Source organism: Kyrpidia spormannii (assembly GCF_002804065.1).
GTDB lineage: Bacteria > Bacillota > Bacilli > Kyrpidiales > Kyrpidiaceae > Kyrpidia > Kyrpidia spormannii.
This window is the reverse complement of record NZ_CP024955.1, coordinates 2220749-2238542: the sequence shown is the minus strand read 5'-3', so window position 1 is coordinate 2238542 and position 17794 is coordinate 2220749. Positions and strand designations below refer to the sequence as shown.

21 protein-coding genes are annotated in these 17794 nt (G+C 59.4%); 18 read left to right on the top strand and 3 right to left on the bottom strand.

Translation table 11 applies throughout. The annotated features are described in order from the left end of the window. Positions 1 to 39: 39 nt before the first annotated feature. The 9 genes from ruvC (at position 40) to yajC (ending at position 6680) form a co-directional block, all read left to right on the top strand. Positions 40 to 579: a crossover junction endodeoxyribonuclease RuvC gene (ruvC, locus tag CVV65_RS11240; RefSeq protein ID WP_100668206.1), complete on the top strand. Its 540-nt coding sequence runs from the start codon at positions 40 to 42 to the stop codon at positions 577 to 579. After that, positions 536 to 1132: a Holliday junction branch migration protein RuvA gene (ruvA, locus tag CVV65_RS11235; protein WP_157935492.1), complete on the top strand. Its 597-nt coding sequence runs from the start codon at positions 536 to 538 to the stop codon at positions 1130 to 1132. Before ruvC ends, ruvA begins: the two co-directional genes overlap by 44 nt. 22 nt (positions 1133 to 1154) lie before the next feature. Next, the gene (ruvB, locus tag CVV65_RS11230; RefSeq protein WP_198592007.1) at positions 1155 to 2168 is read left to right on the top strand and encodes a Holliday junction branch migration DNA helicase RuvB; all 1014 of its coding nucleotides are present in this window, start codon (positions 1155 to 1157) and stop codon (positions 2166 to 2168) included. Between the two features lie 13 nt (positions 2169 to 2181). Then, complete coding sequence (locus CVV65_RS11225) at positions 2182 to 2406, top strand: DUF2905 domain-containing protein (RefSeq protein WP_100668204.1); 225 nt, start codon at positions 2182 to 2184, stop codon at positions 2404 to 2406. A 60-nt stretch (positions 2407 to 2466) separates the two neighbouring features. Continuing rightward, on the top strand, positions 2467 to 3207 hold the full coding sequence (gene sigI, locus CVV65_RS11220; protein WP_100668203.1) for an RNA polymerase sigma factor SigI: 741 nt from the start codon (positions 2467 to 2469) through the stop codon (positions 3205 to 3207). A gap of 19 nt (positions 3208 to 3226) precedes the next feature. Continuing rightward, positions 3227 to 4045 (top strand): anti-sigma factor domain-containing protein, encoded by an 819-nt coding sequence (locus tag CVV65_RS11215; protein ID WP_100668202.1) that lies wholly within the window; start codon positions 3227 to 3229, stop codon positions 4043 to 4045. A 102-nt stretch (positions 4046 to 4147) separates the two neighbouring features. Further along, positions 4148 to 5188 carry a tRNA preQ1(34) S-adenosylmethionine ribosyltransferase-isomerase QueA gene (queA, locus tag CVV65_RS11210; protein WP_100668201.1) on the top strand — a complete coding sequence of 347 codons (1041 nt, stop codon included), beginning with the start codon at positions 4148 to 4150 and terminating at the stop codon, positions 5186 to 5188. Positions 5189 to 5264: 76 nt separating this feature from the next. Further along, positions 5265 to 6407 carry a tRNA guanosine(34) transglycosylase Tgt gene (gene tgt, locus CVV65_RS11205; protein ID WP_100668200.1) on the top strand — a complete coding sequence of 381 codons (1143 nt, stop codon included), beginning with the start codon at positions 5265 to 5267 and terminating at the stop codon, positions 6405 to 6407. Positions 6408 to 6410: 3 nt separating this feature from the next. Further along, positions 6411 to 6680 carry a preprotein translocase subunit YajC gene (gene yajC, locus CVV65_RS11200; RefSeq protein ID WP_013075018.1) on the top strand — a complete coding sequence of 90 codons (270 nt, stop codon included), beginning with the start codon at positions 6411 to 6413 and terminating at the stop codon, positions 6678 to 6680. Positions 6681 to 6786: 106 nt separating this feature from the next. On the opposite strand, the gene CVV65_RS11195 is transcribed toward yajC, so the two are convergent. Then, complete coding sequence (locus CVV65_RS11195; protein ID WP_100668199.1) at positions 6787 to 7188, bottom strand: TIGR04086 family membrane protein; 402 nt, start codon at positions 7186 to 7188, stop codon at positions 6787 to 6789. Positions 7189 to 7457: 269 nt separating this feature from the next. On the opposite strand from CVV65_RS11195, the gene CVV65_RS11190 reads away from it, so the two are divergent. Then, positions 7458 to 8282 carry a DUF421 domain-containing protein gene (locus CVV65_RS11190; RefSeq protein ID WP_100668198.1) on the top strand — a complete coding sequence of 275 codons (825 nt, stop codon included), beginning with the start codon at positions 7458 to 7460 and terminating at the stop codon, positions 8280 to 8282. On the opposite strand, the gene spoVB is transcribed toward CVV65_RS11190, so the two are convergent. Beyond that, positions 8169 to 9728, bottom strand: a complete 1560-nt coding sequence (gene spoVB, locus CVV65_RS11185; RefSeq protein WP_157935491.1) for a stage V sporulation protein B — start codon at positions 9726 to 9728, stop codon at positions 8169 to 8171. The two genes, CVV65_RS11190 and spoVB, sit on opposite strands and share 114 nt — an antisense overlap. 148 nt (positions 9729 to 9876) lie before the next feature. Between spoVB and CVV65_RS11180 the strand changes: the two genes are divergently transcribed. From CVV65_RS11180 to CVV65_RS11145, 8 genes are all read left to right on the top strand, one after another. Beyond that, positions 9877 to 10134, top strand: a complete 258-nt coding sequence (locus tag CVV65_RS11180) for a post-transcriptional regulator (protein ID WP_100669446.1) — start codon at positions 9877 to 9879, stop codon at positions 10132 to 10134. Between the two features lie 103 nt (positions 10135 to 10237). Continuing rightward, positions 10238 to 11482 (top strand): protein translocase subunit SecD, encoded by a 1245-nt coding sequence (secD, locus tag CVV65_RS11175; RefSeq protein ID WP_157935490.1) that lies wholly within the window; start codon positions 10238 to 10240, stop codon positions 11480 to 11482. Continuing rightward, positions 11479 to 12375 (top strand): protein translocase subunit SecF, encoded by an 897-nt coding sequence (gene secF, locus CVV65_RS11170; protein WP_100668195.1) that lies wholly within the window; start codon positions 11479 to 11481, stop codon positions 12373 to 12375. The genes secD and secF overlap by 4 nt, the downstream gene beginning before the upstream one ends. A gap of 111 nt (positions 12376 to 12486) precedes the next feature. Continuing rightward, positions 12487 to 12999, top strand: coding sequence for an adenine phosphoribosyltransferase (locus CVV65_RS11165; RefSeq protein WP_100668194.1), 513 nt, complete (start codon positions 12487 to 12489; stop codon positions 12997 to 12999). Beyond that, complete coding sequence (locus tag CVV65_RS11160) at positions 12974 to 15193, top strand: RelA/SpoT family protein (protein ID WP_232796595.1); 2220 nt, start codon at positions 12974 to 12976, stop codon at positions 15191 to 15193. Before CVV65_RS11165 ends, CVV65_RS11160 begins: the two co-directional genes overlap by 26 nt. Next, complete coding sequence (dtd, locus tag CVV65_RS11155) at positions 15193 to 15636, top strand: D-aminoacyl-tRNA deacylase (RefSeq protein WP_100668193.1); 444 nt, start codon at positions 15193 to 15195, stop codon at positions 15634 to 15636. The genes CVV65_RS11160 and dtd overlap by 1 nt, the downstream gene beginning before the upstream one ends. Before the next feature lie 32 nt (positions 15637 to 15668). After that, entirely contained in the window at positions 15669 to 16328 is a 660-nt protein-coding gene (locus CVV65_RS11150; RefSeq protein ID WP_198592006.1) for an MBL fold metallo-hydrolase, read from the top strand. Further along, the gene (locus CVV65_RS11145) at positions 16325 to 17158 is read left to right on the top strand and encodes a dienelactone hydrolase family protein (RefSeq protein WP_100668192.1); all 834 of its coding nucleotides are present in this window, start codon (positions 16325 to 16327) and stop codon (positions 17156 to 17158) included. Before CVV65_RS11150 ends, CVV65_RS11145 begins: the two co-directional genes overlap by 4 nt. A gap of 16 nt (positions 17159 to 17174) precedes the next feature. Here CVV65_RS11145 and CVV65_RS11140 read toward each other — a convergent pair whose 3' ends face one another. After that, the gene (locus CVV65_RS11140; protein WP_100668191.1) at positions 17175 to 17723 is read right to left on the bottom strand and encodes an O-acetyl-ADP-ribose deacetylase; all 549 of its coding nucleotides are present in this window, start codon (positions 17721 to 17723) and stop codon (positions 17175 to 17177) included. Positions 17724 to 17794 lie beyond the last annotated feature (71 nt).

The window sequence follows — 17794 nt, the reverse complement described above, 5'->3', positions numbered from 1 at the left end:
GGCGAGAGGGCGGAGTGCGGGGTGAGGAGAGAAGCGGGGTTGCGCGTGCTCGGAATCGACCCGGGGATCGGCCGGATGGGGTACGGGTTGGTGCGATCACAGGGGAATCGGCTGCGGACAGAAGATTATGGGTGTGTTGAGACCCGGCCGGGACCCACCGGAGACCGACTGGTCAGAATCTACGAGAAGATGCAGGAACTGCTGCAAAACCTCAACCCTGACGTCGTGGCGGTGGAGCAATTGTTTTTTTATCGGAATGTAACGACAGCCTTTCATGTGGGGCAGGCCCGGGGAGTGGTCTTGCTCGCGGCTCGCCAGGCCGAGACGGCGGTGGCGGAGTATACGCCGATGCAGGTGAAACAGGCTGTGACGGGGTACGGATCGGCGGAAAAAGGGCAGGTTCAGCGCATGGTGGCCATGCTGCTCGGCCTCCCGGCGCCGCCGCGTCCGGACGATGCGGCCGACGCCCTGGCCGTGGCCATTTGCCACTTGCACACTGCGCCGACCATGGCTCTGGTTCGGGGGAGGAATGGGGATGATCGCTTTCCTGCGGGGGAAAATCGCCGGAGTGAATCCTGATCATGTGGTGATGGATGTCCAGGGCGTCGGGTACAAAGTCTATGTAGCCCCTTCCCTAGCCGCTACCTTCCGCCTTGGCCAAGAGGCGCTTCTGCACACCCAGTTAGTTTGGCGGGAGGATGGTCCGACGCTGTACGGCTTCGCGGATCCCAGGGAGCGGGATTTTTTTGTTCTTGTGCAGACCGTGCCCGGGATAGGGCCCAAGGTGGCTCTCGGCGTGGTGGCTGCGGGAATCGATCGCGTGAGCCGGGCGGTGGTCGAGGAGGATGTGGCTTTTTTGCGCGGGCTTTCCGGCGTCGGGCGGAAAACTGCGGACCGCCTTGTGGTCGACCTGCGGGACCGGCTGAGTGGTTTGGTCCCGGATGCCGCCGGTCCCGAACGAGAAGGTTCCGGGGTGCGCCCGATGGAAGATGTCGTTGCGGCTCTGTCGGCGCTTGGCTATAATGAGAGGGAAATCCAGTCTATCATGCCTGTGTTGCGCCGGGAATGGAAAGAAGGCCGCGAACCGGAAGAGATGATCCGCCTGGCGTTGTCTCAGTTGGCGCATCGTTGAGGGGGCGTTGGGAGGCGGAACCGTGCAGGAGCGGATGGTGTCAGCACATTATACCGGGGAGGATGGGCAGCTTGAGTCCCTGCGGCCTCGGAACCTGGACGAGTATATCGGCCAAGATCAGGTGAAAGAGAACCTTCGGGTTTTTATCACCGCGGCCAAGATGCGCCGGGAGGCGCTGGACCATGTGCTGTTGTACGGACCACCGGGATTGGGGAAAACAACTTTGGCCGGGATCATCGCCCATGAACTCGGTGTCCAGATGCACACGACTTCTGGGCCGGCTATTGAAAGGCCGGGGGATCTGGCGGCGATTCTTACGAACCTGGGCGAAGGAGATGTCCTCTTTATTGACGAGATCCATCGGTTGTCCCGGGTGGTGGAAGAGATTCTCTATCCGGCGATGGAAGATTATGCCCTTGATTTTATCATCGGCAAGGGTCCCAGTGCCCGGTCGATTCGTTTAGATCTTCCGCCTTTTACATTGATCGGTGCCACCACCCGGGCAGGGTTGCTGTCTTCCCCCCTCAGGGATCGGTTCGGGGTCGTGGGCCATCTGGAGTATTACAGCCATGAGGATTTGTGCCGCATTGTTCGGCGGGCAGCCCAGATCCTCCAAGTCCCCCTGGAACCGGAGGGGGCCGAGGAGATCGCCCGGCGGTCCCGGGGCACCCCCCGGGTGGCGGGCCGGCTGCTCAAACGGGTGCGAGATTTCGCCCAGGTGGACGGTCACGGCAAGATTGATCGGGAGGTGGCGGCGGCCGCCCTGGAGCGGATTCAGGTCGATTCCGCCGGGCTCGATGCGCTGGATCACCGACTGTTGTTGACGATGATCGATCATTTTGGCGGGGGGCCCGTGGGGCTTGAAACCTTGTCGGCCACGTTGGGCGAGGAACCCGACACCATCGAAGACGTATACGAGCCGTACTTGCTGCAGATTGGCTTCATTCAGCGCACACCGCGGGGCCGGGTGGTGACCGAGCGGGCCTGCGTGCACTTGGGACGGTGCCCGGCAGGTGGACGGGCCGGAAAGGGCTAGAGGGGGTAGAAGCGTGCATCCCGTCGCAAAAACCCTGATCGCGATCGGTGCGGTCCTGGTGGTCGCCGGGCTTTTATGGCAGTTTGTCGGGCGATGGCTGCCCCTGGGGCGACTGCCCGGGGATATCGTCATCCGCAAGGAAGGTTTTTCGTTTTATTTTCCCATTGTAACCAGTTTGCTCCTGAGCGTCGTGTTAACGCTTCTCGCCTGGTTATGGAATTGGTTGGGACGGCAATAAGACCCCCAGATACGCGAGAGCGGTAGCGAATTCTTTTCATATAAACGGGGTGAACGGGTGATGGTGTTCCCCTTTCACCGAAGGCGGAATGCTGAAGAGGCCGACCTTGGCGATCTCTTGGCGAGAGCGAAGGCTGGAGACGACGGGGTCCGCGACCAGTTGTTGAGAAAATATATCCCCTTTGTAGCAAAAAGTGCTTCTCGGGCATCCAGCCGGTATATTTCCCGGGGCGAGGATGATGAGTTCAGTATTGCCTTGGCGGCCTTCAACGAGGCCATCGACCGGTACGATGGAAATCGGGGCGCGAGCTTCCTGGGATTTGCCGATACGGTGATCCGGCGGCGGCTCATCGATTACTTTCGATCCCGAGAGAACCGGGTTCGAGATATTCCGATGGCGGAACTGGAAACCGAGGACGAGGAAGACCACCCGTACAACAAGATAGAGATTCAAAAATCTCTGGAGATTTACGAGACGACGCAGATTGAGGATGCGCGTCGAGAGGAGATCGAGCGGTACAGTGCGTGGCTGGCGGAGTTTGGGATTAGCCTGGAAGAGCTGGTGGAGTTGTCCCCGAAGCATGCGGACGCGCGGTGGAATGCGATGCAGGTGGCGAAAGTCATTGCCTCCCGGCCGAGTTTTTCCGACTACCTCCTCAGGAAAAAATCCCTCCCGCTCAAGGAACTGGTGGATGAGGTGGGGGTGAGTCGGAAGACGTTGGAACGGCAGCGCAAGTATATCATCGCCATCACTTTGGTCTTGATTGGAGATTTTGAATTGCTTCGCGAATATATTGCGTGAGCGGGAGGGCGCGTCCGCGGTGAAAGGGATTGTCATAAAGACCGATGAGAGCGAGGCCATTGTGCTCACCCGGGATCGCCGCTTTGTTCGGGTGCCATATCGTCCGGGGTTGGCGGTGGGCCAGGAGACCGAAGTCCCGCCGCAACGGTTATGGCACTCGGCTGACAGCGGCCGCTGGAAAGTGCTCCGCACGTGGGGATGGGTGGCGGCTGCCGCAGTGGTGCTTTTGGCGGGGATCGGGTGGCGGTTGTTTCAAGGTGCCCAGATCCCTTCGTCTGCGTATGCCTATGTGACCGTGGACAGTGATCAAGCGGTGGAATTTTCCATAGACCAGTCCAGTCATGTTACGGATCTTCGGGTCATTGGCCATTCTGGTCCGGTGGTAGATCCCGGGGGACTGAAAGGGTTACCCGTCTCTGAGGCGGTCGCCGCCTGGGTGCACCGCGCTGTCGCCCAGCAGCGAATACAAGACGGAGGAGAAGTGTTTATCGCCACCACCCCCGGGGATCGGGTTCCCGCAGTCACCGCCCAGGCGGCTCTGGACCATCTCAATCGGGAGGTCGCCTATGCTGTCGCCAATGCGGTAAAAAACGACCTCGATCTCGTTCATGTAGATGCCCTTCAAGTGCCGGAGGAGATTCGGAAAAAAGCCTTGGCCCAGGGGATGTCGCCGGGGCGGTACTATCTGTATGCGATGGCGAAGGAACGGGGCATGGCCGTCAATCTCGAGGAGTTTCGAAGCCAGTCCCTGACCGCATTATTTAGCAATTATCGAGAGTTAACGGGTTTGTTACAGCATATTCAAGAACAGGGGTCCCATCGGGATCAGCGGTTTTAAGCCAGGGCCGCCGGAGCGAATTCTTCCGGCGGCCCGTCCCTTGCGCAGGGGTCCCGGCCGTGGTATGGTTAGCGCAAATGCCTTGGAGGTGAAAGAAAAGCGTTGCGGGTCGAGGATTTTGATTACGACCTCCCGCCGGACCGAATCGCCCAGGTGCCGTCGGCAGACCGGACGGCGTCCCGGCTGTTGGTGTTGTACAGGGATTCGGGGAGGATGGAACACCGGCACTTTCGGGATCTGGTGGATTACGCGGTGCCCGGAGATGCCCTCATCCTCAACGACACCCGGGTGATCCCCGCTCGTCTTCTCGGTGTGAAAGCAGGCGGTGGCGGTCGGGTGGAGTGTTTGCTGTTGCGCCGGGACGATCCGGAACAAGATCCGGATCTATGGCGGGTGCTGGTCAAACCCGGGCGTCGCGTGCATCCCGGGCATCGGCTTGTATTCGGCGATGGGGCGCTGGAAGCGGAGGTCTTGGATACGACGGAGGAACGCGGCCGCTTGGTCCGTTTCCTGTATGCCGGGGATTGGGAGGATTTGCTTAAGCGCCTGGGAGAGATGCCTCTACCTCCTTACATTAAAGAGCGGACGGCGGATTCCGGACGGTATCAAACGGTGTATGCCCGGGTTCCGGGGTCGGTGGCGGCGCCCACGGCGGGTCTTCATTTTACCGAGGAGCTGCTGGAACAGTTGAGGGACAGGAGCATGGAGGTCGGCACCATCACCCTCCACGTCGGCCTCGGTACCTTCCGGCCGGTCCAGGTTGCCCGGGTGGAGGAGCACCACATGCATGCGGAATATTTTCGAATCCCTTCTGAGACGGCGGAATTGGTGTCCCGGGTGAGGGAGCGGGGTGGGCGCATCTGGGCCGTTGGGACCACCGTGTGCCGGGCTCTGGAAAGTGCGGCGCTCCAGGGTTGGGGGCCCCGGGAAGGGTGGACGGACCTCTTCATTTACCCCGGATTTTCTTTTCACGTGGTGGACCGCCTGATCACCAATTTTCACCTGCCCAAATCCACGTTGTTGATGCTGGTCAGCGCCTTGGCGGGGCGGGAACAGATCCTGCGCGCATACCAGGAGGCCATCGAAAAAGGGTATCGATTTTTTTCCTTCGGGGACGCCATGTTGATCACAACCGAATCGTAATACGTTTAGCTCCTGTGTATAATGAAAAGGTGGAAAGAGTGGGCCGATGGGTCTCCGAAAGAAAAGGAGTCGATTCATGGCAGTACAATTCCATCTCATCAAAACAGATCCCTCCTCCCGGGCGCGCCGGGGGCGGCTGTACACTCGGCATGGCTCGGTAGAAACCCCCGTTTTTATGCCTGTCGGCACCCAGGCCAGCGTAAAAACCATGAGTCCCCATGAACTTCTGGATATTGGGGTGGAGATGATCCTGAGCAATACGTATCATCTGTTTTTGCGCCCGGGCCACGATCTCATTCGGGAGGCGGGCGGGCTTCACCGCTTCATGGCCTGGTCGAAATCGGTTCTGACAGACAGTGGGGGGTTTCAGGTTTTTAGCTTGTCACCTTTGCGCCGGATCAGCGAAGAGGGCGTGACGTTCCGCTCTCATCTCAGCGGGGAAACCTTTTTCCTTTCACCGGAACGAGCCACCGAAGTACAGAATGCTCTGGGGGCGGATGTCATCATGGCTTTCGATGAGTGCCCGCCCTATCCTGCCGAAAGGTCCTACGTTGAAGAATCCCTGGAGCGGACGTTGCGCTGGGCCAGGCGGTGCCAAGCGGCTCACCGGCGGCCAGAAGACCAGGGGCTGTTTGGGATTGTTCAAGGGGGGATGGAGTTCGATCTCCGCCGTCATGCCGTCGAGTCTTTGGCGGAGATGGACTTTCCCGGTTATGCGGTGGGGGGGCTGAGTGTCGGCGAGCCGAAGGAGAAGATGTACGATGTCCTGGAGTACACGACTGAGCTTCTTCCGGTGGACAAACCTCGCTATCTGATGGGAGTGGGGGCGCCGGAGGACCTCATTGAGGGGGTCTGGCGGGGTGTAGACATGTTCGACTGCGTTCTCCCGACCCGGATTGCCCGGAACGGGACGGTGTGGACCCGGCGGGGAAAACTGGTGGTCCGAAACGGGGCCTACGCCCGGGATTTTCAGCCGCTGGATCCCGAATGTTCCTGTTACACCTGCCGACATTTCACCCGGGCATACATACGGCATTTGTTAAAAGCCGACGAGATTCTCGGTCTGAGGCTGACCACTTATCACAATCTGTATTTTTTGGTGCACCTCATGCAAGATATCCGGCGGGCGATTGAAGAGGATCGCTTCGCCGAGTTCCGAACCGTGTTTTACCGGACATTTGAAATCCGGAAATCGGAAGACGCCGAAGGAGGCCGATAACCTATGCAATGGCAAAATTACTCGGGAATCCTGTCGATCATTGTGATGTTTGCGATTTTCTACTTTCTCCTGATTCGCCCCCAGCAAAAAAGGCAGAAAGAACGCCAGGCCATGTTATCTAAGTTGCAAAAAGGCGATAAAGTGGTCACCATTGGAGGGATTCACGGGACCGTGGTGGATTTAACGGACGATCAAGTGACCCTCCGGGTAGCCGAAACCACGAAGATCGTGTTCGAGCGAAGTGCGATATCCAGTGTCATAAAGGACAGTTGAACCTACAGGAAGGCTTGAGTTCATCGGGCAGGTGGGACCCGACCCGTTCCGCAGACGAAATCCGGCTGGTGGGAAGTCGGCTTGCCCGATGGCCGCCCTTCCGCCGTTATTCCCGTTTCAGATTGACCCCGATGACGCCTCCGAACGTTCCGATGACCACGAGGAGCACGCCCTGAATGAACGCCGCGGGGCTCCACGTGACCTCTGCGGAGGTCAGGGCCAGGATCGTCACCGTCAGGGCGTAGCCGAGGCCGGTGATGGTCCCGTAGTACCACCCCCGCTCCCCGGCCATGCGGGCGGCCCACAGGGCTCCGACCACGACGGCCAGAACGTGAATAGTAAAGGTGAGATAGGGCAGCGAACGTTCTGACAGCGGGGTCCAACTCAGGGCGGACGCCACGATCAGAATGCCCACCAAGGCGGTGCACAGGCTCACGATCAGTCCGTATAAGACAGCGACCGCGGATGGACGAGACGGAGAGGGCGAGGGTCCTGAAAAATCGGCCATTTTTCATTCCTCCCGATGGCCCGGTTGGGTACCGAAGGCGCGGATGTCCGAAACCGGTACATGTATATGAGACGGCAGGTCGGAAATATGTGCCGGGATGAGGGTTCAGGTATGGAAGATGCGGGCCGGGGCAAGGCTGGATAAAGCCGAACCGCGGGACATGAAGCGGTTGAGACAGAATTCGAACATTGGACGCTCCCGGGCATTTCGCAAAGAGGATGGTTCGCCGGTTCGGCTCCCGTTTTTAGGGACCGGCGGGAGGGAGATTCATGGGGTTGTGGATCGGGCGCACAGTCTTTGTTTATCTGTTTGTCCTTATCGTGATGCGGATTATGGGCCGTCGGGAGATTGGCAAGCTGTCCATCTTTGATCTGGTGGTCTCGATTATGATTGCGGAATTGTCGGCCATTGCACTCGAAGACCCCCGCGGGTCGCGGTTGTGGCACGCGGTGGCAACCATCGCTCTTTTGGCTGGTCTGCAGTTGGCCGTTTCCCAACTTTCACTCCGGAGTTCTTGGTTTCGACGGTTGATCGACGGCCGCCCGGTGGCGGTGATTGAAGGCGGCCATTTGCAGGAAAAGGCGATGGGCCGCCTTCGTTATAACCTCGATGATTTGATGATGCAGTTGCGGGAAAAGGGCATTTTCCGGGTGGACGACGTGGAGTTGGCCCTGATGGAGCCGTCGGGGAAGCTGTCTGTGTGGCTGAAGGAGGGGCGGCAGCCGGTCAATCGGGAGGATCTTGGGATGGGCGGGCAAACCGGAGCCCTGCCGGTGATCCTTGTGTTGGACGGTGAACCCTACCCTCCGGGTTTGGCCCGGCTGGGCCGGGACTCCGGGTGGCTGAAGCAAGAACTGGCCGCGAGGGGGTACCCGGACATGAGGAGGATCTTTTACGCCCACATCGACAGCCGGGGCAGGTGGTATGTGGATCCGAAGGACAGCGCCGCAGGGGCGGCGGGTGCCCGGGGCGGACCGGGTTTAGGCGGCGGGGCCCCGGGGGATGGCGCGGATCAAGCGAACCAGGCTGTTCGGGTGTACGACGCCAAGCAGCATGAGCAAAGCGGTGTAGACCGCGGCACCCAGGGTGGCTGAGAGCAAGATCTCCGCCCAGGGGGACTGGGTCCACAGCGTCACATAACTCATCCAGGCGTAGGTACCAAAAGTGGCCAGAGCGATTTTGACCAGGTCCATGGCCGGGATGGGAAATCCGATCAGTCTTCCCAAGGAAACACTATGGAGGAGGGTGGTGAAGCAGATCGATGCCACCACCGCCCACAGCACGCCGAGAATATGGTAGGCGCTTTGGGAAGCGAGCCACCAGATGAGCCCGAGGCGCAGGACGGATCCCGCGATGGAATTGCGCATGGCGAGATCTGCCCGGTCCAGCCCCTGTAAAATGCTGGCGAGGGGGGCCTGGAGGTACAACAGAAATCCCACCGGAGCGAGCTGTTTGACGATGACGGCCACCGAGGCGTTGTGGTACAGTCCTTCGGACAGGGGTTCGGCAAATAAATACAGCCAGGCGGATGTGGGAAAGCCGATGATGGCCGAGATGCGCAACGCCTGAGAAAGGCGGCGCCGGATGAGGCCCGTTCGCTGCTCCGCCGCCGCTTCGGACACGGCGGGGACCAGGGCCGTGGACAGCGAGTAGGTCACCACGGTGGGCAGGAGGATCAGAGGCGCGGCCATGCCCGCATATTGTCCGTAAAAGGCGGTGGCCATCGAAGCAGTCATCCCCGCGATGATCAAAGAGCGGTGTACGAAGACGGGTTCCAGGGCATAGGCGAAAGATCCCAACAGTCGGCTGGCAGTCACCGGGATGGCGATGCTCTGGAGAGCCCGGACCGCGGACCGGGTGGAACTTCGCTGGCCGCTCACGTGGCGCCAAACGGCCCAGGTTCCGGTGGGCGTCAGCGGGCGGGCCCGCCAGAGCAAAAAAAGCAGACCGGAAAGTTCTCCCAGGACCGACCCTACCATCGCCGCGGCCACAGCGTAGGGCAGACCGTAGGGAAGGGCGAAACCGATGAGCCAATAGACGCTGCCGATGCGGATCGTCTGTTCAAGAATGACGGAGACGGCCAAAGGGTTCATGTGTTGCAGCCCCTGAAGGTATCCGCGTACCACCGAGGCGATGCTGATGATGGGAATCAGGGGCAACATGGCCACGAGCAAGGGATAGGTGTCAGGATTGTGAAAAATGGTCCGGGCGAGCCAGGGGGCGGCCGCCAGAAGGGCCAGGGTGCCGGCGGCGGACAAGCCGGTCACCACGCCGAAGGAGATGAGCAGCACCCGCTGAATAAACCCGGTATCCTCGGTCGCTGCTGCCTCCGCCACGCACTTGGAGACGGCCGTGGACAAGCTGAGGGTTGTCAAAGTCAGGACAAAGCTCAACAGCGGGGACACCGTCTGAAAGAGGCCCATGCCCTGATCGTGAATGAGGTTGGCGAGAAAGAATCGGTAAACAAACCCCATCACTCGGGTGATCAGAGCGGCCACGGTCAAGATCAAGGCCCCTCGAAAAAATTGCCCAGCTCCCATCCCCATCCTCCCTCCTCAGGCCAGTCCCTTTTTCACCCTATGCGGGTTTGTCCGGGAATAGTCCCGGGCTCCAGTTCGAGGAAAGGGTCCGGTCGGAAGGAATTCAGATCTCGGCCGCGAATTACTGGTGGTGGGGGAGGCGATGCCGATGCTTGCGCCGGAGGAATGGCCGATGATGTCACCCGAGGAGTTGACCCGGAGCATTGAGGAGTTGTGCCACAGCAAGGCACGGGAATTTGAGGTGCTCGGTTACGATAATGTCACGGGCCAGGAAATCTGGCAGTGTGTCTCTTCCCGGTACAAAGACGGTTTTCCGGCTCTTCATCGGATCGTCAACGATATTCTTTCTCTTAAACCCACTCAATATATGGATTGGGCCATGGTGAAGGCGATGAAAGGGGAATAGAGAGACCGCCGACTGGGCGCGGCGCGGTGGAACCTGCGGTTTGACAGGGAAAGGAAGTTGTTGCTACTATGAGAATATGGCCGAGCAGTCGAGGAGGAACGTCATGAGCCGTTCATCAAAACCTGTATGGAAACGGATTGCGTTATTTTTTTTGTTCATCATTCTTTTTGGCGCCCTGGCGGGATGGACGACCCCGAAGGTGATTCACCGGATCGTTCTGGGTCTCGACCTGCAGGGCGGTTTTGATGTTTTGTATCAAATTGTCCCACCCCCCGGCCAAAAGGTTGACCAGAATGCCGTCAAGGCGACGGTGGCGGCGTTGGACCGGCGTATCAATGCGCTGGGGGTGGCGGAACCGTCGATCCAGGTGGAAGGGACCGACCGCATTCGGGTACAGCTTGCCGGTGTATCCGACCAGGAAAAGGCCAGGCAAATGCTGGGCAAACCGGCGGTGTTGGAGTTCAAGGCTTCGGACGGAACGGTTCTTTTGACGGGAAAAGATCTCAAAAGCAATGCCAAATACGAAGCCGATCCCCAGACCAACGCGCCGCTGGTGGCGGTGGAATTCCAAGATCCGGCCAAGTTCCGGGATATTACGCAAAAATACCTGGGCCAGCCCATCGCCATTGTGCTCGACGGCCAGGTGATCAGCGCTCCCCAAGTAAAAGCAGTCATCCCAGATGGCCATGCGGTGATTGAAGGAGAAAAGACCCCGGACGACGCGATTCGCTTGGCGAATTTGCTGAATGCGGGCGCGCTGCCTTACCCATTGAAGGAGCTCAGCTCCACGGCTGTAGGGGCGACGTTGGGACAGGCCGCCCTTCATCAAACGATGATCGCCGCGGCGGTCGCGGTGGCGGCGATTTTCCTGTTCATGATCATTTGGTATCGAATCCCTGGCGTGATCGCGGTGATTTCTTTGATCGCTTACATGTACCTGATCATCGTGGTCTTTGCGGGGCTCAAGGTCACATTGACGCTGCCCGGGTTAGCGGCCCTGGTGCTCGGGGTGGGCATGGCGGTGGATGCAAACATCATCACCTATGAGCGGATCCGGGACGAGTTCAATAATGGGAAGTCTCTCATATCGGCTTTTGTTACCGGAACGCGCAAATCCCTGGGGACGATTCTCGACTCCAACATCACCACGGTGGTTGCGGGGGTGGTTCTCTATTTCTTCGGAACGGGGTCGGTTCGCGGCTTCGCCGTTGCCTTAGTGGTGAGCATCATCATCAGCATGCTGACAGCCGTGTTTTTAAGCCGGTGGCTCTTGCATCTGGTGGTTACGGCTAACTGGCTGAATCGGCCGGGATTGTACGGGCTGAAGGAAGGGGGCGAGGCGCGGTGAAGGTTCTGTTTCCCATCACTCGCCACCGAAAATGGTACTTTGCATTTTCGCTTTTAATTACGGTGCTGGGGATCGTGGCGATCCTCCTGTTCGGGCTCAATCTCGGCACAGATTTTCGCGCGGGAAGTCGAGTTCAGATGGATCTGGGCCCGGGTTGGAAAACCCAGGATATCATTCATCTTTTGCAGAGCCAAGGCTTATCCGTTTCTCCGGGTGATGTGACGTCGGCCGGAGCTCGGGGGGAGACGGCTGTGGTGCGGCTCAAGGACCGACTGGACCCGGCCAAAGAGCCTCAACTCACGGCGGCGATTCAAAAGCAGTATCCCCAGGCCAAGATCGGCATCGACAGTGTGGAACCCCTGGTTGCCCGGGAGTTGAGCCGCAATGCGATGTACGGGATCGGGTTGGCATCTCTTGGCATCTTGGTTTATGTGGCGATTCGGTTTGAGTTTCGCTTTGGCGTGGCGGGGGTAGTGGCCCTTCTTCACGACGCTTTTATTGTGATTTCGCTCTTCGCCCTTTTGCGTCGGGAGATCGATTTGCCTTTTATCGCGGCGGTCCTGACCATCGTGGGGTACTCGATCAACGACACCATCGTGATCTTCGACCGAATCCGGGATAACTTGAAAAACGCCAAAATCAAGACCGTCGAAGACCTGGAACACCTGGTGGATCAAAGTTTGTGGCAGACGATGCGCCGGTCGATCTATACCGTGCTCACGGTGGTGATCGCCGCCTTGAGCCTGTTTTTGTTCGGAAGCGCGTCCATTCACAATTTCTCGTTGGCTCTGCTGATCGGTCTCATCAGCGGCGCCTACTCTTCGATTTTTATTGCGAGTCCCCTCTGGGTTGCCTGGCGGGGCCGGGAACTTCGGCGCACGGCGGCTAAATGAACCGACCGGGGAGGTTAGTGCCTCCCCGGGATGACGGGGGACTGACGCTTGCGACGGGGACGACCGCCGTACTATAATGAACATATTCATATATGGAGGCGTTTTCCGACGATGGATTTTCAGTCGCACATTCGGGTCATCCCTGATTTCCCACAACCGGGGGTGTCGTTTAAAGACATCACGCCTCTGTTAAAGGATGGACGGGCATACCGGGCCGCCATCGACTCCCTGGTTTCCCTGGCCCGGCCCTTGGCGCCTGAGATCGTCGTGGGTCCCGAGGCCCGGGGATTCGTCATCGGTGCCCCCGTGGCATACGCCATGGGATTGGGTTTTGTTCCGGTGCGCAAAGCGGGCAAGTTGCCTGCGGAGACAGTTTCCGTGGCGTATGATTTGGAATATGGAAGTGATCGCCTGGATATTCACAAAGACGCGTTGCGGCCGGGGCAGCGGGTGTTGGTGGCGGATGATCTTCTGGCTACCGGCGGCACCATTCGCTCGACGATTCGGTTGGTGGAGCAGCTGGGGGCGGCGGTGGTCGGCTGTGTTTTTCTTATTGAATTGACCGAGTTGGAGGGACGGGCGAAACTCGCCGGCTACAATGTCCTATCACTTGTCCAGTATTGAGTCGGCCGAAACGGCCCCGAGAAAACCGGATCCGGCGGAGCGGGCCTTCGATCTTCTTTGCGAGAAAGTGCGCGGTTATGCCGAAGAAGGGGAGATTGCGCGTTTGCGCGAGGCCTTCGCCTTGGCCAAAGCGGCGCATGCGGGTCAGAAACGCAGCTCTGGGGAAGATTACATCCTTCACCCCATCGCCGTAACGGAGATCCTGGCCGACCTCCATCTCGATGGGACGACGTTGACGGCTGCGCTGTTGCATGATGTGGTCGAAGATACGCCGGTGACGTTGGAGGAGATCGGGAAGCGGTTCGGGCCGGAAGTGGTGGCCTTGGTGGACGGCGTGACGAAGTTGCGCCGCATTCAGTACGCCACCCGGGAGGAGCAGCAGGCGGAGAACCTGCGGAAGATGCTTTTGGCGATGGCCAAAGATATCCGGGTGATTCTGATTAAACTGGCGGACCGGCTTCACAACATGCGGACCCTTCGCCACGTTCCCGAACAGAAGCAGATGCGGATCGCGAAGGAGACTTTGGAGATCTTTGCACCCCTTGCCCACAGGCTTGGTATCTCCCGGATTCAGTGGGAGCTGGAAGACCTTGCGTTGCGCTACCTGAATCCTCAGCAATACTATCGCATCGCCAATCTGATGACCAAGAAGCGCCGGGAGCGGGAAGCGTACATCCAAAAGGTCATCGACACGTTAAAAGAAAAGTTCGTTGAGCTGAACATTAAAGCGGACATTTCCGGTCGGCCGAAACACATCTACAGTGTATATCGAAAGATGGTCAACCAGAATAAGCAGTTTGGCGAAATTTATGACTTACTGGCAGTTCGGGTGATTGTTGACAACATTAAAGACTGTTACGCGATTCTCGGCGTTGTTCACACGTTGTGGCGCCCTTTGCCGGGCCGGTTCAAGGATTACATTGCGATGCCAAAACCCAACATGTACCAAAGCCTCCACACCACCGTTGTCGGCCCCCAAGGAGAGCCCCTGGAGATCCAGATCCGCACCTGGGAGATGCACCGCACGGCGGAGTACGGGATCGCCGCCCACTGGCTCTACAAGCAAGGCGGACGGACCTCCGATCCTTCCTTTCAGCAGAAACTCGCTTGGTTTCGGGAGATTCTCGAATGGCAACAAGATTTTCGCGATGCCCAGGATTTTATGGAGACGTTGAAAGTCGATCTGTTCTCCGATGAAGTGTTTGTCTTCACCCCCAAAGGGGATGTGGTGGCCCTGCCCACGGGTTCGGTGCCCATCGATTTTGCCTACCGGATCCACACGGATATCGGAAACCGGTGTGTGGGCGCCCGGGTGAACGGCCGCATTGTGCCCTTGGATTATCGGTTGAAAACCGGGGACATTGTGGAAATATTGACCTCCAAGCACAGTTACGGACCCAGTCGAGATTGGCTTAAGATTGTAAAATCGTCCCAGGCCAAGAGCCGGATCCGCCAGTGGTTTAAAAAAGAGCATCGGGAGGAGAACGTCGGAAAAGGGAAGGAACTCTTGGAGCGGGAGTTGAAAAAACACGGGATCGAATGGGCCGACGTTCCCGAAGCGGTTTGGCAAGAAACTGGGGAGAAACTCCATTACAGCAAGGCCGAAGATCTGTGGGCGGCCGTGGGATACGGCGCCGTGGGGGCCCAGCAGGCGGTCGGTCGGGTGCTGGAGCGGCTGCGCAGGGATGAGCGCAGCACCCCAGCTCTCATACCCGGGGACGGCCGAGAGCGCAAAGGGGCTAAATCGAGCTCGGGAATCCGGGTAAAAGGGGTGGATAACCTGCTGGTGCGCTTTGCCCGGTGTTGTAACCCGGTTCCTGGGGATGAAATTGTGGGTTACGTGACCCGGGGAAGGGGCGTGTCGGTCCACCGGGCGAACTGTCCGAATTTGAAACAGCTGTCCCAGTCCGAGGGCCGCATGATCGATGTGTCCTGGGAAAGTTCTCCGGAGATTTCCTACAATGTGGAGATTGAGGTGACGGGGCTCGACCGGTGCGGTCTCATCAATGACGTGATGAACGCCGTGGCGGAGACCAAGACCGATATCACGGCGGTAAACGGAAGGGCGGACCAGCACAAGATGGCGATCATTCACCTGAGCCTCAATATCCGGAACGTCGATCATCTGCACACGGTGATCGAGAGGATTAAGCGGATTCGAGATATTTACACAGTGCGGCGGGTGGTTCAGTAGTGCGGGCGGTGGTACAACGGGTCTCCCGGGCCGAGGTGCGGGTGGAAGGCGAAAGGGTGGCCCGCATTGGCAAGGGGCTCCTGGTGCTCATCGGCGTCTCCAGGCAGGATGGGGAGGCGGACGCGGTTTGGCTGGCGGAGAAGTTGGCTGGGCTCCGGGTTTTTCCGGACGATGCGGGGAAGATGGGGCGATCGGTTCTGGATGTGGGGGGCGCGGTTTTGTCGGTGTCCCAGTTTACGCTCCTCGGCGATTGCAGGAAAGGGCGGCGGCCAGATTTTACAGGGGCCGCGCCGGCGGAGACAGCCCTGCCTCTGTATGAGCGGGTGAACGCCCACCTTCGGGAGAAGGGGGTGAGGGTGGAGACGGGCGTTTTTGGAGCCCACATGGACGTGGAGCTGGTAAACGACGGGCCTGTGACGTTATGGTTGGACAGCAGGGTCTGAATGTTTCGGCTGCCAGGAAAGGAGGAAGGGGAGTGCGGGTCGAGCGGCTGGTGATCAATGAGATGGGCACAAACTGCTATATTGTCTCCGGGGGAGACGGCGGCGCGGTGGTGATCGACCCCGGAGGCTCGAGCGAACCCATCGAGGAGTACCTTCAAAAACGAGGATTGGTCGTTCGGGCCATTCTTCTCACCCACGGCCACGCGGATCATCTCATGGGCTTGGAAGCGCTCCGGGAGCGCACCGGAGCACCGGTGTACGTCCACGAAGCGGATGCCGAGATGCTCACAGACCCCGCCAAAAACCTCTCGGCTTTCATGGGTCGGCCGGTGGTCTGTCGACCTGCGGAGCACCGTTTAAAAGACGGAGATGTTCTTGAGGTTGGGGGGCTGATGGTCAAGGTTCTTCACACCCCGGGTCACACGCCTGGGGGAGTCTGCCTGGACATCGCGCCCCAGGGGGCCTCGATTCGCCCGAAGGTCGTTTTTACCGGGGATACGTTGTTTGCCGGGTCCATCGGCCGGACGGATTTTCCCGGGGGCAGCTACGAGGTCCTGCTGGCTTCGATCCGAAAGTCGCTCTTGCCCTACGAGGATGACACGGTGATCTATCCGGGCCACGAGGAGGACTCTACCATCGGTGACGAGCGCCGGTACAATCCATTTTTGCGGGATGAGGAGGGCGTGCGGTGAGTTTACATAAGGAATGGATCGAATGGTCGGCAGCCGGTGCCCGGCGGCGGGGGTATGCCGTATGGCTGGAACGGGCGACCTTGCCTCTGCCTGTGGTGGTGGTTATTCAGGAGATCTGGGGTGTGGACGGTCACATCCGGGATATGACCGAGCGGTTCGCCAAGGCCGGGTATCTCGCGGTGGCCCCGGACCTCTATGCCGCCGATGGTGCGCGTCCCCCGGCGATGGCGGAGGAGCGGATTGAAGCGGTGAAAGAGTTTTTGGACACGCTTCCACCTGAGGCCTGGGGCAGCCCGGAGAAACGAGACGAGGCGCTGGGGCGGCTGCCCGAGCCGTCGCGCACCGAGATCGCCGAGACCCTCCAGGCGCTGTTTGGCGGGATGGCTTCGAATATGGAGACTTATGCCGAAATCCTCGACGGCTTGGTTTCGCATCTTGCCGGGTTTGAAGCGTCTCGGGGAAAACCCGTGGCTTCGGTGGGGTATTGTATGGGCGGGGCGCTGTCCGCCCGGTTGGCGGCCCGGCGGCGGGACCTGGCGGGAGCGGTGGTGAACTACGGGCGGTTGCCGGACGCCGAGACGGCCAAGGGAATCCAGTGCCCGATGATCGGGTTTTTTGCCGAGTTGGATCCGGGGATCACCGGTCAGGTTCCCGATTTTACCGAGGTCATGCAGCGAAACGGGAAAGCGTGGGAGGCGCACGTGTACCCGGGTGCGAAGCACGCCTTTTTCAACGACACGCGGGGCGCGTACCACGTCGAGGCGGCCATGGATGCCTGGGTGCGGACGCTGGAGTTCTTCCGCAAAGTGCTGTGGGGGAAACACAGCTGAGGTGACGGAAAGAGGCTTACTGCCTCTCCCGGTCCAATATCTGGACGGCTTTCCGTTCATATAGCCTGTAGTCCGCCCCGGAATACAAAACAAAGACAACTTCCCTCACACTCGACTTGCCGGGTAAGTGCTCGGCCACCGTGCTGATGGCGATGGTGGCCGCTTCTTCTTTTGGATACCCATAGACCCCCGTGCTGATGGCGGGAAAGGCGATACTCTTCAGACCGTGGGCATCGGCGAGGGACAAAGAGTTTACATAACACGATCGTAAAAGTTCAGCCTCTCCAGCGGAACCCCCTCGCCAAATCGGCCCCACGGTGTGGATGACATGGGCGGCCGGGAGGCGATACCCCTTCGTGATCTTCGCCTGGCCGGTGGGGCATCCCTTGAGTGTTCGGCACTCCTCAAGCAACTCCGGCCCCGCAGCCCGGTGGATGGCCCCGTCCACACCACCTCCGCCGAGCAGCGAAGAATTCGCCGCATTGACAATGGCATCAACGTCTAGCTTCGTAATGTCCCCTTGGTGCAACCGGATCAGGCGATCTCCCAGTGACCGAATCCACATCGCACGACCCCGCCCCTTTCCATAAATTCTGACAGGACGCGCTCCGCCATCATCGATGGGCGATACCCCCA